Annotated in this window: 18 protein-coding genes, 1 rRNA gene and 1 riboswitch; of the genes, 4 read left to right on the top strand and 15 right to left on the bottom strand. The window is 40.2% G+C overall.

The window, feature by feature from the left end; all coding sequences use genetic code 11:
* The first annotated feature begins 71 nt into the window (after positions 1-71).
* On the top strand, positions 72-326 hold the full coding sequence (locus LT143_RS10280; RefSeq protein ID WP_246942890.1) for a YgaP family membrane protein: 255 nt from the start codon (positions 72-74) through the stop codon (positions 324-326).
* A 120-nt stretch (positions 327-446) separates the two neighbouring features.
* Positions 447-551 carry an EYxxD motif small membrane protein gene (locus tag LT143_RS20570; protein WP_336296597.1) on the top strand — a complete coding sequence of 35 codons (105 nt, stop codon included), beginning with the start codon at positions 447-449 and terminating at the stop codon, positions 549-551.
* On the opposite strand, the gene purD is transcribed toward LT143_RS20570, so the two are convergent.
* The 14 genes from purD to LT143_RS10210 form a co-directional block, all read right to left on the bottom strand.
* A complete protein-coding gene (purD, locus tag LT143_RS10275) occupies positions 529-1,794 on the bottom strand; it encodes a phosphoribosylamine--glycine ligase (RefSeq protein WP_246942889.1) in 1,266 nt (421 codons plus the stop codon). The two genes, LT143_RS20570 and purD, sit on opposite strands and share 23 nt — an antisense overlap.
* 15 nt (positions 1,795-1,809) lie before the next feature.
* A complete protein-coding gene (gene purH / locus LT143_RS10270; RefSeq protein WP_246942888.1) occupies positions 1,810-3,348 on the bottom strand; it encodes a bifunctional phosphoribosylaminoimidazolecarboxamide formyltransferase/IMP cyclohydrolase in 1,539 nt (512 codons plus the stop codon).
* Positions 3,345-3,923, bottom strand: a complete 579-nt coding sequence (gene purN / locus LT143_RS10265; protein ID WP_246942887.1) for a phosphoribosylglycinamide formyltransferase — start codon at positions 3,921-3,923, stop codon at positions 3,345-3,347. Before purN ends, purH begins: the two co-directional genes overlap by 4 nt.
* Positions 3,920-4,960, bottom strand: a complete 1,041-nt coding sequence (gene purM, locus LT143_RS10260; RefSeq protein ID WP_246942886.1) for a phosphoribosylformylglycinamidine cyclo-ligase — start codon at positions 4,958-4,960, stop codon at positions 3,920-3,922. Before purM ends, purN begins: the two co-directional genes overlap by 4 nt.
* Positions 4,961-5,125: 165 nt before the next feature.
* Positions 5,126-6,538 carry an amidophosphoribosyltransferase gene (gene purF, locus LT143_RS10255; RefSeq protein ID WP_246942885.1) on the bottom strand — a complete coding sequence of 471 codons (1,413 nt, stop codon included), beginning with the start codon at positions 6,536-6,538 and terminating at the stop codon, positions 5,126-5,128.
* The gene (gene purL / locus LT143_RS10250) at positions 6,514-8,736 is read right to left on the bottom strand and encodes a phosphoribosylformylglycinamidine synthase subunit PurL (protein WP_246942884.1); all 2,223 of its coding nucleotides are present in this window, start codon (positions 8,734-8,736) and stop codon (positions 6,514-6,516) included. The genes purF and purL overlap by 25 nt, the downstream gene beginning before the upstream one ends.
* Positions 8,720-9,403 carry a phosphoribosylformylglycinamidine synthase subunit PurQ gene (gene purQ, locus LT143_RS10245; RefSeq protein WP_246942883.1) on the bottom strand — a complete coding sequence of 228 codons (684 nt, stop codon included), beginning with the start codon at positions 9,401-9,403 and terminating at the stop codon, positions 8,720-8,722. Before purQ ends, purL begins: the two co-directional genes overlap by 17 nt.
* The gene (purS, locus tag LT143_RS10240; RefSeq protein WP_246942882.1) at positions 9,400-9,654 is read right to left on the bottom strand and encodes a phosphoribosylformylglycinamidine synthase subunit PurS; all 255 of its coding nucleotides are present in this window, start codon (positions 9,652-9,654) and stop codon (positions 9,400-9,402) included. Before purS ends, purQ begins: the two co-directional genes overlap by 4 nt.
* Complete coding sequence (gene purC / locus LT143_RS10235; protein WP_246942881.1) at positions 9,647-10,366, bottom strand: phosphoribosylaminoimidazolesuccinocarboxamide synthase; 720 nt, start codon at positions 10,364-10,366, stop codon at positions 9,647-9,649. The genes purS and purC overlap by 8 nt, the downstream gene beginning before the upstream one ends.
* 69 nt (positions 10,367-10,435) lie before the next feature.
* Positions 10,436-11,728 carry an adenylosuccinate lyase gene (gene purB, locus LT143_RS10230; RefSeq protein WP_246942880.1) on the bottom strand — a complete coding sequence of 431 codons (1,293 nt, stop codon included), beginning with the start codon at positions 11,726-11,728 and terminating at the stop codon, positions 10,436-10,438.
* Positions 11,725-12,873: a 5-(carboxyamino)imidazole ribonucleotide synthase gene (gene purK / locus LT143_RS10225; RefSeq protein WP_246942879.1), complete on the bottom strand. Its 1,149-nt coding sequence runs from the start codon at positions 12,871-12,873 to the stop codon at positions 11,725-11,727. Before purK ends, purB begins: the two co-directional genes overlap by 4 nt.
* Positions 12,857-13,345: a 5-(carboxyamino)imidazole ribonucleotide mutase gene (purE, locus tag LT143_RS10220; protein ID WP_246942878.1), complete on the bottom strand. Its 489-nt coding sequence runs from the start codon at positions 13,343-13,345 to the stop codon at positions 12,857-12,859. The genes purK and purE overlap by 17 nt, the downstream gene beginning before the upstream one ends.
* Before the next feature lie 113 nt (positions 13,346-13,458).
* A riboswitch (purine riboswitch) is annotated at positions 13,459-13,560 on the bottom strand.
* Positions 13,561-13,649: 89 nt separating this feature from the next.
* Positions 13,650-13,865: an NETI motif-containing protein gene (locus LT143_RS10215; RefSeq protein WP_246942877.1), complete on the bottom strand. Its 216-nt coding sequence runs from the start codon at positions 13,863-13,865 to the stop codon at positions 13,650-13,652.
* On the bottom strand, positions 13,858-14,403 hold the full coding sequence (locus LT143_RS10210; RefSeq protein WP_246943097.1) for a DUF2179 domain-containing protein: 546 nt from the start codon (positions 14,401-14,403) through the stop codon (positions 13,858-13,860). The genes LT143_RS10215 and LT143_RS10210 overlap by 8 nt, the downstream gene beginning before the upstream one ends.
* A 196-nt stretch (positions 14,404-14,599) precedes the next feature.
* Here LT143_RS10210 and LT143_RS10205 point away from each other — a divergent pair, with 196 nt between their 5' ends.
* The gene (locus LT143_RS10205) at positions 14,600-15,043 is read left to right on the top strand and encodes an Hsp20/alpha crystallin family protein (RefSeq protein ID WP_246942876.1); all 444 of its coding nucleotides are present in this window, start codon (positions 14,600-14,602) and stop codon (positions 15,041-15,043) included.
* Positions 15,044-15,104: 61 nt separating this feature from the next.
* Positions 15,105-15,653, top strand: coding sequence for a hypothetical protein (locus LT143_RS10200; protein ID WP_246942875.1), 549 nt, complete (start codon positions 15,105-15,107; stop codon positions 15,651-15,653).
* Positions 15,654-16,168: 515 nt separating this feature from the next.
* Here LT143_RS10200 and rrf read toward each other — a convergent pair.
* Positions 16,169-16,284, bottom strand: a 5S ribosomal RNA gene (gene rrf, locus LT143_RS10195).
* Positions 16,285-16,412: the final 128 nt, after the last annotated feature.

The following is a 16,412-nucleotide window of genomic DNA, read 5'->3' as shown; positions in this document are numbered from 1 at the left end:
ATCCTACCATATTTGACAGAGTAAAGCATTAAAGAAGGTAGAAAGAAATGTAAATAATTTGAGGTGAAAAAATGAAACCTAATATTGGGATAATAAATGCATTAATCAGGCTAACATGTGGGTTCACAATGCTCGCTTGGTCAACAGCTCGTTTAGCAAAAAGACCTTACTGTGAAAGCTATTTGCTCGTCGCTCTTATTTCAGCTATGAAGATAGGAGAAGGAATTGTTCGCTTCTGTCCAGTTACCTATCTTTTTCAGCAATACCAAGTTCAACAAAGTGATAAAGAAGACGATACAGAACAATTTGTTGGTAATCCAACATAAATAGAGCAGCTTTCGTTTAGTTGTTGTATCTGTATAGAACCTGACTTTTACAAAGTTCTAGAAAAGAGCCAAAAAAATCCCCTTGCTCACTAGCAAGGGGGTATAACAAGGAGTGATTCTATGTTTATGGAATATGTCACAGACATGTCCTTTGTCTTAATCACCATTATTGGTGGAATTATTGCAATCAGTTATGCTTTTATTAAACGGAAACGTGCACGATAGCCTTCGCTCCAATATCCTTTCGATAAAACAAGTGATCTGTATGAACGTGTTGAAGCTCTAAGTATACGGCATCTTGCGCCTCTTTTATCGTTTTCCCAGAAGATGCTAGTAACAGCACACGACCGCCATCTGTTACGAGCTGCTCTCCTGAAAGAGCGGTTCCCGCATGAAATACATCAGCTTTTGTCACATGTTCTAGACCATTAATAGGATGTCCTTTCTCATACTCCTCTGGATATCCTTTAGCTGCAACTACGACACCTACTACCGCCTCTTCTGTCCACTCCATCGCTGGTTCTTTGTCTACTAGTATATCTAGTACGTTTTCAACTAAGTCACTCTTCAATCTAGATAAGACAACTTGCGTTTCCGGATCTCCAAATCGTGCGTTAAACTCAATGACCTTAGGTCCGTCAACTGTAAGCATTAATCCCGCATATAATATGCCTGTAAAGGAAGACCCTTCTTTAATCATTCCATTTGCCGTTGGTTTCAAGACGGTTTCAACAGAACGCTGAACGACCTCTTCACTGATTTGTGGAACTGGGGAATAGGCACCCATACCGCCTGTATTGGGACCTTGATCTCCGTCAAATGCTCTTTTATGGTCTTGAGCGATAACAAGCGGATATACTTTATCACCCTTAACAAAAGCCATTAACGAGAACTCTTCACCTTCTAAATACTCCTCAATCACAACCTGGCTACTCGCATGACCAAATTTCTCGTTCACCATCATAGATTCAAGGCTTGATAAGGCCTCTTCGTTTGTCATCGCAACGACTACGCCTTTCCCTGCTGCCAATCCATCAGCTTTTATAACAATAGGGGCACCGTTCTTTTCAATATATGCTTTTGCTTTTTCATAGTCGGTAAACACTTCATACGCTGCCGTTGGTATATCATACTTTTTCATTAAATCTTTTGCAAAACCTTTACTTCCCTCAATCGCAGCTGCTGCCTTCCTAGGTCCGAATACTTGTAATTGCTCTTGTTCAAAACGGTCTACAATTCCATTTACCAAAGGGCCTTCTGGTCCAATAATCGTTAACGCAACTGCATTTTCTTTTGCAAAAGCAACTAAAGCATCGTGATCTGTCTCACTAATAGGCACTAATGTTGCTACATTTGTCATCCCTGGGTTTCCGGGAGCTACAAACACTTCGTTAACAAGAGGGCTTTTAGCAGCCTTCCATGCTATGGCATGCTCTCTTCCACCACGTCCGATTACTAGTACGTTCATCTAAAGACCTCTCCTTTAATGTTTAAAGTGTCGAACCCCTGTAAATACCATTGTAATACCGTATTCATCCGCTTTTTTAATAGAATCCTCGTCACGAATGGATCCTCCTGGTTGAATAATGGCTGTTACGCCCGCTTTTGCAGCAGCTTCCACTGTATCATCCATTGGGAAAAATGCATCAGAACCTAATGCCGAACCAGTTGCTTTTTCACCAGCCTGTTCAATCGCAATCGTAGCTGCTCCCACTCGGTTCATCTGACCAGCACCGACTCCGATTGTCATATCATCTTTTGCTAAAACGATAGCATTTGATTTTACATGCTTCACAACTTGCCAAGCTAGCTTTAAATCCTTCCATTCTTTTTCAGTTGGTTGACGCTTTGTTGGTACCGTAATCGTTGCATCATCGAATGAAAGATGATCATTCTCCTGTATGAGTACACCACCACTTACAGTTGTTAAACGCTTCTCAATACTTTGGTTTGCGTCCACATCCACTTGTAGTAAACGAAGGTTTTTCTTTGCTGTTAATATTTCAAGTGCCTCTTTTGTAAACGCAGGGGCAATAATAATTTCTAAGAACACTTCTTTTAAAAGCAAAGCAGTATCTGCATCAATTGGTCGATTCGCAGCCACAATGCCACCGAAGATAGAGATTGGGTCTGCCTCAAATGCCTTTTGGTAGGCAGCTAAAACTGTTTCTCCGACTCCTACTCCACACGGATTCATATGCTTAACAGCTACAACTGCAGGGTCTTTAAACTCTTTCACAATGGTTAGGGCTGCATCAGCATCATTAATATTGTTATATGATAATTCTTTACCATGCAATTGTGTAGCGGAAGAGATAGACCCCTGAACTGGTAAAGAATTTTGGTAAAACGCAGCCTTTTGATGTGGATTTTCTCCATAACGTAAGTCCTGCTTCTTTTCGAATGTTACCGTTAAGGATTCAGGAGCTTCTTCTCCCACCTGTTTTGTTAAATAATCTGCAATTAGCGCATCATAAGCAGCCGTGTGACGGAAAACTTTAGCTGCAAGTCGTTGCTTCGTTTCAAACGTTACTTCATTTTTACTTGAAAGCTCATGAAGTACTACCTCATAATCAGACGGATCTACCACCACTGTAACAAAACGGTGATTTTTCGCAGCTGAACGAAGCATAGAAGGACCACCGATATCAATATTTTCAATCGCATCCGCATACGTCACATCTGTCTTTTGAATCGTTTCTTTAAATGGATATAAGTTCACCACGACTAAATCAATTGGTACAATTCCATGTGCATCCATTGTTTGTGTATGTTCTTCATTATCACGTACACCTAAAAGACCACCATGGATCATAGGATGAAGTGTTTTTACACGTCCATCTAGCATTTCTGGAAAGTTAGTTACCTCTTGGATGCCAATCACTTTAACCCCATTCTGTTCTAATAGCTTACTCGTACCTCCTGTAGAAATAATTTCTACTCCTTGTTCAACTAAGCTCTTAACAAAAGGAACTAAGCCCGCTTTATCAGATACACTAATGAGTGCTCTTTTAATCGTCATGTATGATTACCTCCGGTTAGCAATGCCTGAATTGTTTTTGGATATAAAACATGTTCAACTGCTTGAATTTTTTTTTGTAAACTTTCGTGTGTTTCCTGTTCGTCTATGTGAACCTGTTCTTTTGCAATAATGGGCCCTGTGTCCATCCCTTCATCTACAAAATGAACGGTTACCCCTGTTTCTTTAACTCCAGCCTGAAGCGCTTGCCCGATTGCATCCTTGCCTTGGAAAGCTGGTAAAAGAGAGGGATGTATATTTACGATTTTGCCTTCGTACGCTCGTAAAAGAGTCTCCCCAATTAAGCGCATATAGCCGGCCAATATAATCCACTCCACTTGATGTTCCTGTAGTTTTTCTAGGATGGCTTCCTCGTATAGCGATTTTGAATGAAACGATTGAGGAGTTGCGACAAAAGAAGGAATGCTTGCTTTCTTAGCTCGGTCGACTACCTTCGCTTCTTGCTTGTCACAAACTAAGAGTGACACTTTAGCTTGAAGGGTTCCAGCTTTTGTAGCATCAACAATTGCTTGAAAATTACTACCAGAGCCTGAAGCAAAAATAGCTATTCGGCTCATTCTAGCGTGCCCCCACCGAATGTAACACCTGTTCCTTCTTTAACGCGACCTATGATAAAAGGTTGTTCTCCTTGACTTTCTAGCTCACGAATAACGGAAATGAGATCCTCTTCGTCTACAGCTAACACCATACCGATACCCATGTTGAAGATATTGAACATCTCTTCCTGAGAAAGTTCTCCTTCACGCTGTAATACACTAAAGATAGCAGGAATAGGCCATGAACCATGATCAATTTCCGCCCCTAGGTTTTCAGGTAGCATTCTCGGGATGTTTTCAATAAAACCACCACCTGTAATATGAGCCATTCCTTTAATCTGGAACTTTTTCATCACGTGTAGAAGTGGCTTTACATAAATACGAGTAGGCTTTAATAATTCCTTACCGAGTGGGCCTTCAAGACCTTCTACTTCTTGATCTAACTGGAAACCAGCCTTCTCAAGTAGAATTCTTCTTACTAGCGAAAATCCGTTACTATGAAGTCCGTTACTAGTCAAACCAATCAAACAATCGCCCTGTTTTATAGTAGCACCTGTCACGATATTCGATTTTTCTACAGCCCCTACAGCAAAGCCCGCTAGATCATATTCTTCGATATCATACATTCCTGGCATTTCAGCCGTCTCTCCACCAACAAGCGCACATCCGGCCTGCTCACAGCCATCAGATATTCCCTTCACAATCGCTTCAATCTTCTCAGGAAGTGCCTTCCCACATGCGATGTAGTCAAGGAAAAATAAAGGCTCTGCCCCTTGAACAACAATATCATTCACACACATCGCTACGGCATCAATACCGATCGTATCATGCTGATCCATCATAAAGGCAAGCATTAACTTCGTACCCACCCCATCAGTACCAGAAACGAGAACGGGTTCCTTAAGGTTTAAACTAGACAAATCAAACATCCCGCCAAACCCGCCGATGCTGCTTAACACACCATTGCGCTTTGTCCGCTCCACATGCTTCTTCATCCGTGCTACTGCTTCATAACCTGCTTCTATGTCAACTCCAGCTTCCTTATACGAGTTCGCCATCGTCATCCCCCAATAGCCATAAAGCGACGTACCCGTCGCTTTACTTTGTTTTTTTATGTTAAGTCTCTTTACTTGTCTCTTTACTTGTCTCTTCACTAAATCCTCTATCACTTTAAAGCATTGGGGGCCTGGCCCCCAATGCTTTAAAGTGCTAAACCACTACAACTAGCACTTTTCGTGCGGATGCACCGTGTCTGGGAAGATTTCTGTCGGGTATTTGCCTGTAAAGCATGCCATGCATTGCCCTCTATTTTCGTCCATATCTGGACGTCCGATTGCACTAAGTAAGCCCTCATTACTGATGAATGATAGAGAATCTGCGCCTATAATTTGACGGATTTCTTCTACTGATCTTGAAGAGGCAATGAGTTCTTCTCTTGTCGATGTATCAATTCCGTAATAGCAAGGATTCTTAATGGGAGGGGAACTGATACGAACGTGCACTTCTGTTGCCCCTGCTTGACGTAGCATGTTCACGATCCGACGGCTGGTCGTTCCACGTACGATGGAGTCATCCACCATGACTACACGCTTTCCTTCCACAATTCCGCGAACTGGTGATAGCTTCATCTTAACCCCTTGTTCACGAAGAGATTGGGAAGGTTGAATGAAGGTACGTCCGACATAACGGTTCTTAATTAATCCAATTTCATATGGAATGCCCATTGCTTCTGCATACCCTATGGCTGCTGAAATACTAGAGTCTGGTACACCTGTAACTACATCTGCTTCTGCTGGTGCTTCAAGTGCTAGCCATCTTCCTAGGTTCTTACGCGCACTGTGAACATTAATGCGGCCCACATTACTATCAGGACGAGCAAAGTAGATATATTCCATACTACAAATGGCACGACTTTGAAAGCCAGAAAAACGTTCCGTACGAATTCCTTCATCGGAAATAATGATTAACTCCCCAGGCTCCACTTCACGCTCATACGTCGCTCCAACAACATCAAATGCACACGTTTCAGAAGCTACCACATAGGCATCACCTAAACGGCCTAATGAAAGTGGACGCATCCCAAGTGGATCAAGGGCAATCATCATCTCATCCTCTGTCATAACTAAAAAAGCATAAGCTCCCTTTAACATCGTCAAAGCATTCTTCACACGATCATTTAAAGGAAGATTGCCTCCACGCTTAATAAGGTGAGCTAGTACCTCTGTATCAGACGTTGTTTGAAAAATACTTCCCTGTCCTTCTAACTGGTGCTTTAATGCATTCGCATTTACTAGATTCCCATTATGAGCAAGTGCTAATCCTCCACTTTGTGAACGGAATAATAACGGCTGTACGTTTTCATAACCACCACCGCCAGCTGTTGCATAGCGCACATGACCAATTGCCGCTTTACCATACAGATCCGTCATTTCATCTTGCTTAAACACTTCAGTAACAAGGCCTGTTCCCTTAATGGTCTTTAGCTTCTCTCCATCTGTTACGACAATCCCAGCACCTTCTTGTCCACGGTGTTGCAGACTGTGTAGACCATAATACGTAATCTGGGCAGAATCTGGGTGACCCCAGATTCCAAAAATCCCACATTCTTCATTTAAGCCTTTGAGTTCAGCAAGCATGGGATCGCCCCTTTCCAAGCCTGTTGTAATACTTCCATAGATGTATGAACGGAAACTACTTCATTCACAGAAACCACAAGCTTTCCATCATTTGTTACATTTCCTACTAGGGTAGCAGATACCAGTTCTTCAAAACGCGCTTGGTTTTCTGGGCTTACCGTTACAACAAAACGAGATTGTGTTTCACTAAATAACATAACAGTAGGATCACCAGTAAGCTCTACAGTAGCCCCTAGTTCTGTACCCATTAAAGATTCTGCAAACGCAACTCCAAGTCCACCTTCAGAAACGTCATGAGCAGACTTAACAAGACCAGCACGGATTGCGCCTAATAAAGATGATTGTCTCTCTGCTTCCACTTCTAGATCTAACTCAGGTGCTTTACCAAAAATACGACCATATGTCAGCTTTTGAAGCTCACTTCCACCGAACTCTGCTGATGTATCACCAATCACATATATTAAATCGCCAGCTTGCTTAAAGCTTTGCGTTGTAATATGATCAACATCCGTAATTAACCCAACCATTCCAACCGTTGGCGTTGGATAAATGGCCGTACCATTTGTTTCGTTATATAAAGATACATTTCCACTAATAACAGGAGCATTTAATTTAGAACATGCTGCACTCATTCCATCTACCGCTTTTTCTAGCTGCCAGAAGATCTCCGGCTTCTCTGGATTACCAAAGTTCAAACAGTCTGTAATCGCGATTGGCTCTCCACCAGAACATACAACGTTACGTGCTGCTTCTGCTACAGCAATCTTACCGCCTACTTCTGGATCTAAGTAAATATAACGAGAATTACAATCTGTAGTCATAGCTAATGCTTTTCTAGTACCACGGATACGAACTACTGCCGCATCAGAACCCGGTGATACAACTGTATTTGTTCTCACCATATAATCGTATTGATTATAAACCCATTCCTTACTTGCAATGGTCGGCTGAGATAATAGCTTCACTAATGTTTCCTGTACATCGTCAACAGCAGGAATATCATTGTCCATTGCTTGGAACTCACGATAATAAGCAGGCTCTTTTGAAGGCTTATGATAAACTGGAGCGTCCTCAGCTAACGCATCAACCGGAACATCAGCCACTACTTCCCCTTTATGAACAAGGCGTAATCTCTTATCGTCTGTTACAACACCAACAGCTACAGCTTCTAACCCATACTTTTCAACGATATCTCGAATTTCTTGTTCTCTACCTTTTTGAACCACAATTAGCATACGCTCTTGAGATTCAGAAAGCATCATCTCATATGCAGTCATGCCTGTTTCACGTTGAGGAATAAGATCAAGATTCATCTCAATACCAGATCCACCCTTACTTGCCATCTCAGCTGAAGACGATGTTAGACCAGCAGCACCCATATCCTGAATTCCAACAAGCGCGTCACTTTTGATAATCTCTAAACTAGCCTCTAGTAAAAGCTTTTCCATGAACGGATCTCCTACTTGAACAGCCGGACGCTTTGCTTCAGATTCCTCAGATAGCTCCTCAGAAGCAAAAGTTGCGCCATGAATTCCGTCACGACCCGTTTTCGCTCCAACATACATAACGGTATTACCAATACCAGTAGCTACACCTTTTTTAATATCCTTATGGTCAATTAACCCTACACACATCGCGTTAACAAGTGGGTTTCCATCATAAGAAGGATCAAATTGAATTTCTCCCCCTACCGTTGGAATTCCAACACAGTTTCCGTATCCAGCAATACCCGCTACAACATTTTCAAATAAATATCTCATACGAGGCGTTGTCAACTCTCCAAAACGTAAAGAGTTTAATAGAGCAACTGGACGTGCCCCCATTGAAAATACATCACGAATGATTCCACCGACACCAGTAGCCGCTCCTTGATAGGGTTCAATCGCTGATGGATGATTATGACTCTCCATCTTAAACACAACCGCTTGTTCATCACCAATATCCACAATTCCTGCACCTTCACCAGGTCCTTGAAGAACACGCTCTCCCTTAGTAGGGAATTTACGTAGCACAGGCTTAGAATTTTTATAGCTACAATGCTCAGACCACATAACAGAGAATAGTCCTAATTCTGTATAATTAGGTAAACGTCCAATAATCTCTTCAACTAGTGCAAACTCTTCGTCACTCAGTCCCATTTCACGGTAGATTTTTTCACTTTTAATTTGTTCTGATGTTGGTTCAAGCAGTAACGACATGAGAGTTCCTCCAGTTCTTTAAAATCGATCGGAATAGCTTTAGTCCATCTTCACTACCTAAAAGTGAATCAACCGCTCTTTCAGGGTGAGGCATCATTCCTAATACATTTCCTGTTTCATTTACAATTCCAGCAATATTAGAAAGACTTCCGTTTAAGTCATCTTGATAACGGAACACAATTTGGTTTCCTTCTTCTAGCTTCTGTAATGTCTGTTCATCACAATAATAGTTACCTTCTCCATGAGCTACTGGAATACTAATCACTTCACTAGCTACATAGCCAGAAGTAAACATAGTCTCTACATTTTCAACTACAAGATTGACAGGTTGACAGATAAACTTTAAATCTTTATTTCTTCTAAGAGCACCAGGTAATAACCCAGCTTCTAACAGTATTTGAAATCCGTTACAAACTCCCATTACAGGCTTACCAGCTTCAGCAGCCTTAACCACAGCTCCCATTACTTTCGAGAAGCGCGCAATTGCTCCACAACGTAAGTAATCGCCATATGAAAAACCACCAGGTAAGAGAATAGCATCATATGAATCTAGTGATTCTGTATCATGCCAAACATAATCTACTTCTTCACCTAGCTCATCTTTAATCGCATGAAACATATCCACATCACAGTTTGATCCTGGGAAGACAATTACAGCAAATTTCACTGTGCCACGACCTCCTCCACCTCATAGGTGAAATCTTCAATTACAGTATTCGTTAATAGACGCTCACACATTTCTTTCACAAGCTCATCAATAGAACGTTCACTCTTCTCAATCGTTAATTCTAGAAACTTTCCAATACGAACATCTTGAACTTCTGTATAAGACAAGCTATGAAGTGAACCCTTTACGGCCGTTCCTTGTGGATCTAAAACACTTTCTCTTAACGTAACGAATACCTTAACTTTATACATGTGATGCTCCCCCTAATCGCTCTAATAGTTTTTCATATGCGTCTGTTAAATTTCCTAAATTCCTTCTGAACACATCTTTATCAAGCTTTTCATTTGTATCCTTATCCCATAGTCGACAAGTGTCAGGAGAAATTTCATCTGCCAATAATATCGTTCCTTCACTTGTTACACCAAACTCAAGCTTAAAATCTATTAATCTCACATTTCGTTCATCAAAATAAGGGACAAGCACCTCGTTTACACCAAGTGCCTTTTCCTTTAATTCTGCCACCTGTTCAGCAGTTGCAAGGTTCAACACCTTAATATGGTCCTCATTAATGAGTGGATCACCAAGGTCGTCATTTTTGTAGTAAAGCTCAATAATTGGAAAAGGAAGTATTTGCCCTTCTTCAAATCCTAAACGCTTAGCAAGTGAGCCAGCAGCAACATTTCGCACCACTACTTCTAAAGGAATAATACTTACTTTTTTCACAAGCTGTTCTGTTTCAGAAAGCTTTTTAACTAGGTGAGTAGGGATTCCTTTTTCATGAAGCATGTCAAATAATAGACAAGTAATCGTATTATTTAGTCTGCCTTTTCCTGTAATGGTCGCTTTTTTCTCACCGTTAAAGGCTGTGGCACTATCCTTGTACTCTACCCAAACAATCTCTGAAGCTTCCGTTTGGTAGATCCTCTTTGCTTTACCTTCATACAACAACCCTAGTTTTTCCACTCTAAATCCCCCTTGTAGAAGACAATCTTTTTTTAAAAGGCTCTTTTGGTTAGAGCCTTTGAATATATCTTATAATCCAACTCGCTCAAAAATAGTATCTACCTGTGACAGATGGTAGTTATAGTCAAAGCAATCATCAATTTGTTCCTGACTCAATCTAGACGTAATCTTTTCTTCTGCCATTACAATTTCTTTAAAGGAAGTTTGTTTTTCCCAAGCTTCCATTGCTTTAGGTTGAACCGTGTCATATGCTTCCTCACGAGACATTCCAGTATCAATAAGAGCTAATAGCACTCGTTGTGAATAAATTAATCCAAACGTGCGATCCATGTTGCGCTTCATATTCTCTGGGAACACCGTTAAGTTTTTCACGATATTACCAAAGCGATTTAACATGTAGTTTAATGCGATCGTTGCATCAGGAAGGATAATGCGCTCTGCCGATGAATGAGAAATATCGCGCTCATGCCATAAAGAAACATTTTCATAAGCTGTTAGCATATGTCCACGAATGACTCTTGCAAGACCTGTCATGTTCTCTGAGCCAATTGGGTTACGCTTATGCGGCATAGCAGATGATCCTTTTTGACCTTTTGCAAAGAACTCCTCTACTTCACGCGTCTCGCTCTTTTGAAGACCACGGATCTCTGTTGCAAACTTTTCAATAGATGTTGCGATTAAAGCAAGTGTTGAAACGTAGTGTGCATGGCGGTCACGCTGTAACGTTTGAGTAGAAATTGGTGCGGCCTGTAAACCAAGCTTTTCACAAACATACTTCTCTACAAATGGATCAATATTTGCATATGTTCCAACTGCACCAGAAATCTTACCGAATTCTATACCCTTAGAAGCTGCTTCAAAACGCTCCACATTTCGCTTCATTTCCTCATACCAAAGGGCAAGCTTTAATCCGAATGTCGTTGGTTCTGCATGTACTCCATGTGTTCTACCCATCATGACTGTGTACTTATGCTCTTGTGCTTTTTCCTTTAAGATATCTACAAAGCGAGAAAGATCTTGCTTTAAAATGTCATTTGCTTGTTTTAACAGGTATGATAACGCCGTATCTACCACATCAGTAGAAGTTAAACCGTAGTGAACCCACTTCTTTTCTTCGCCAAGTGTTTCAGAAACGGCACGAGTAAATGCCACCACATCATGTCTTGTTTCCTCTTCGATTTCTAAAATTCGAGGAATACTAAATGATGCGTTTTGACGAATTAACGCTACATCCTCCTTAGGAATATCTCCGAGCTCAGCCCAAGCCTCACATGCTAAAATCTCAACCTCTAGCCAAGCATTATAACGATTTTCCTCTGTCCAAATAGCTCCCATTTCTGGTCGTGTGTAACGTTCAATCATCCTTTTACCTCCGCTTTTTCATTCCATATCGTTAACTTTGAAAGATCCTGTAAGATCTCTTCAACATCTTCCCCTAAAAAGGTGATATGTCCCATTTTTCTTTTTAGTTTTGCCTCTTTCTTTCCATATAAATGAACTTTACCTGATAAAATCAGCTCATATTGTTCCAAAGTTGGCTCTACATGCTCTCCTAGCAAGTTCACCATAACAGTTGGCGTTAATAATGTTGTATCTCCTAAAGGAAGATTACATACTGCTCGAATATGCTGTTCAAATTGAGAAGTAACACAGCCCTCAATTGAATAATGTCCCGAATTATGTGGCCTTGGTGCAAGCTCATTTACAAAGATCTCATCGCCTACTAAGAACATTTCAACCGCCAGTGTCCCAATCAATCCCAGTCCATCAGCAATGATCTTTGCAACCGAATATGCCTGTTCAACTACCTCTTGATTCACCCTGGCTGGCACAATCGTTTGGTGAAGAATATTATCCACATGGATATTCTCAGCAAGTGGTAGTGTCTTTGTTTCTCCATTTGGATTTCTTGAGATAATAACAGATAACTCTTTCTCAAATGGTACCCAGCCCTCCACAATACATTTTCCTGCTTGTAGTAATGGATAAGCCGCTTTTACATCTTCAGTATTTCTAATGACCTGCTGTCCTTTTCCGTCGTAACCACCTCTACATGTCTTAACGACACAAGGAATGCCAATACTCTGTACGGCTTGATCTAACTCTGCTTCTTCCGTAACTATTTGAAAAGGAGCAACTGGAACCCCTAGTGTTTGAATGGATGTTTTCTCAGTTTCACGGTCCTGTGTAATCCGTAATAACTCTGTACCTTGTGGCAAATAAGTATGTTCATGTAACCACGTTAACGCATCGTGATCTATATTTTCAAATTCATAAGTAATAACATCACTTACACTGGCAAGCTTTTGTATCGCATTAATATCATGATAGGCTGCCGTAATTTCAACGTCTGCCACTTGTCCACAAGGACTATCAGGAGTCGGATCTAAAACCGCGATTCGATACCCCATTTCTCTTGCTGACAAAGCCATCATTCTCCCTAGTTGTCCCCCACCAATGATACCAATTGTACTTCCTGGTACTATTGTCTTATACAAGTTGCTCACTCATTTCTAATGCCATTTGCTTCATTTTTTCTCTTCGTTCTTGAAGTCGCATGGCGATTTCTTTATGAGAAATACTTAAAATTTGTCCAGCAAGTAATCCAGCATTCGTTGCTCCAGCTTTACCAATTGCTACTGTAGCAACAGGAACGCCTCCTGGCATTTGTACAATAGATAATAATGAATCTAGACCATTTAGTGCTTTAGATTGTACGGGCACTCCAATGACTGGGAGTGTTGTCTTTGCAGCTACCATTCCAGGCAGATGCGCCGCTCCACCAGCACCAGCAATAATTACATTTATGCCTCTTTCTCTTGCCTGATCTGCATATTCAAACATTAAATCTGGCGTACGATGCGCGGAAACAACCTGCTTATCATAAGAAATTTCTAACTCATCTAGTATGTCACAAGCATGTTTCATCGTCTCCCAGTCAGATGAACTTCCCATAATGACTCCAACCATCGGCTTCACTAATAATCCCCCTTTACCTGTATGGACGAAAAAAAGTGCCCAAAGTAAATTCCTCCCTATAACGAGAAAGCAATTTACTTGGGCACTTATCATACTCCAAATTAAATGGAGCTCCCCGTATCACTTTCCCTCATAGTCCAATAAATAACGGTTATTGGGTAGAAACTTATGGGCCATAATCCCAAAATTATATGAGGCAAGCTAATCATTCATTTTTATGTGTGATTTTAATTTCCTACTTTATGATATCAGCTGAAAGCATAAGTTGCAATTAAAAATTCGAACATTAATATAAAGTTCACAATTAATGTTCGGTTTTTCCGGAGAATTTACCTTCAAAAACGATTATTCTTCCAAACGGTTGTATATCTTTAATTCCGTTTGTTTCTGTTTCTTGAAATACAGGCTCTTCCATACGCCTTACTGGCTGGTATCCTTCCTGCTCCATTCTTGCCAAGCATTGGTCAATGGTTTCATTTTCACCAACATGAAATTTTTTCTTTGATGGTTTTTTATCCATTTTTCAACTTTCCTTTCTTGACATTCTTAACCCAGAATCCTCCATAAATAGACTTAGGTTCATAAGAGATAATAAATGCACCAGGATCAATCTCTTTAATCGTCGTGTATAACGAAAGCTCATACTTTCTTGGTGTTAAAATTTGCATAGACATTCGGTCACCTTCAAGTCCATGCGCCTCCCAGGTAGTAACCCCATAACCTCTATCACGAAGCCGCTTAGGTAATTCCGTTTGATATTCCTTTGTAATGACATTGACCGTTATATAACCTAAGGCTAACTTTTCTTCTATTTTCATCCCTACAATAACACCAATTCCATAACCAACAGCATAGGCCACTAGGTTTTGTATTTGATCTAAGTTTTCTAATACTAAACCAAGACCTACAACATATATGACAACCTCAATCATACTAAGGAAGGCCGCTAAATAACGCTGTCCCTTTAATGTTAAGATCATCCGTATCGTGAAAAAAGAAACATAAACTATATTAATTAATAATATAATCACAATCATCATAATACCGCTTTCTAACATTCCACTCACCTCTAATCTATTACTAATACTATACCCATTTGTATTCCTCATATTGTATCAAAGATTTCACTCTCAGGACAGGCTTCTACTTATAGACACATAACCATCACAAAATCATATGATATAAGTGTGTTTTACCTATTTCTCGAGGAGGTAAACTCCCAACCATGCATGCTATATCTAGGAGGTGTGTGTCATGCTAAATGATCATCCGTACTTAAAGGATTTTGCAAACTGGAAAGATCAGTTTCATGGTTTTTTTGGTGACGATTTTTGGAAAAACTTCGATGGTATCTTTCAAAATCACCTAACCCAGTACAACTTATATCAAGGAGACAATGAGCTTCTATGTGTCATTAATATTCCAGGTATTGACCAACTTGATGATATCGACTTGTTTGTAAACCAAAATACACTAGAAGTTGAAGGAAAAATTAATCTGAACTTTAAAGGATTTAAGCTCGTACAGGAGGGAATCTTTCAGGGAAAGTTTAAACGTGAAATTGAACTTCCCTATCAAGTAAGAGAAGATCGCATGGAAGCAAGCTACAAGCACGGACTTCTCATGATTCACCTACACAAGCTGATTCCTGCTGACGGCAAAAAAAACAAAGTCAAAATTAAAAAAATTGAAGATTAATGAGATACAGTTGTAACTAATTTGACTACCCCTCGTCTATAGGATTGAAGGGGTGATTTTTATGAGATTAACTATAATTCTGTCTACTTTAGTTCTCCTATTCGCACTAGTCTTTCTGACAAACCCAGTTCCAGCCTATGCTTGTTCCTGTATACCTTCTCTTCCGGTTAAGGAAGAATTAAAATCAGTACAGTCTGTATTCTCAGGAGAAGTACTCTCCATTGAAACAGATCCTTCACCGGATTACAAACCAAATAAGGTTACCTTTAAAGTGAGTGAGATTTGGAAGGGTGAAAACAAGTCTGAAATTACAATTTACACGGCTAGGGATTCAGAAGCATGTGGATTTGAATTCATGCAAGGCGTCAGTTACTTAGTTTACGCGACAGAAAATGGAGGAAAACTTAGAACGGGTATCTGCTCATTAACAAAGGATTTAAGTCAGGCCTCAGCGGATTTAGTAGTACTCGGTGAAGGTAAGCAACCACTAAGTGACAGTGTTGAAGTAAATAACCAGACCCAATCACCATATGCAACATGGATTATTCTCACGGCTGTGTTTTTGGTTGGTTTACTGTTTATATTATTTGTGGTAAAAAGAAAAGCTTAGAGCATCATTAGGCTAGACGATGCTTTAGGCATTTTAGTGTAGTAATCGGTAATTTTAATAAATTCTTTCTTAGTATGTTGTTGTTGCTTTTCTAGATAGGTTTTAGTGTAGGATGTTTGCGATAGACTTAGGGAGTGTGGGGTTTAGATTTGTTTAGAGGTTATGCTTGGCGCGTAATTAGTTAGATTTTATCCTAAATCCTAAACTATCTGCTATCTACTAACAAAATGAGCTACATTTATTACATTTTTGATGTTTTGAGACCTATTTTATCGCTGTTCAGCTTGAGATTAAGTTATCTGCGGTCTAATCCTGCCTTGTATCAGAAGAAGTTTCTTTCCACTTTTAGTAATTCCACAAAAATAAACGTTATTCCAACTTTTTATTGATATTTCCACGAAAAAATTAATTATTTCACGATTTTCTTGTGTATTTCACACTTTGACAACGTAATTCCACGAAAATAGATAACACAAAAAAAAGCAGCTAGAATTAGCTACTTTTTTTGTTTGTTTGCTTGGCAACGTCCTACTCTCACAGGGACAAAGTCCCAACTACCATCGGCGCTGAAGAGCTTAACTTCCGTGTTCGGAATGGGAACGGGTGTGACCTCTTCGCCATCATCACCAAACTACTCGATAAAAATTAACCGGCGAATTTCTTCGTCAGCTTTGCTTTTCCGGTGCTCATGAAGGATTAAACTTCATTCCGCTCCTCAAAGCTTCGCTTCCTCGAACTTCTTGGTTCTTTTTCATCTCA

This window comes from Bacillus pinisoli (genome assembly GCF_023036475.1).
In the GTDB taxonomy this organism is placed as follows: Bacteria; Bacillota; Bacilli; order Bacillales; family SA4; genus Bacillus_BS; species Bacillus_BS pinisoli.
The sequence above is the reverse complement of the archived record's forward strand: the minus strand, read 5'-3'. Positions and strand labels throughout refer to the sequence as shown.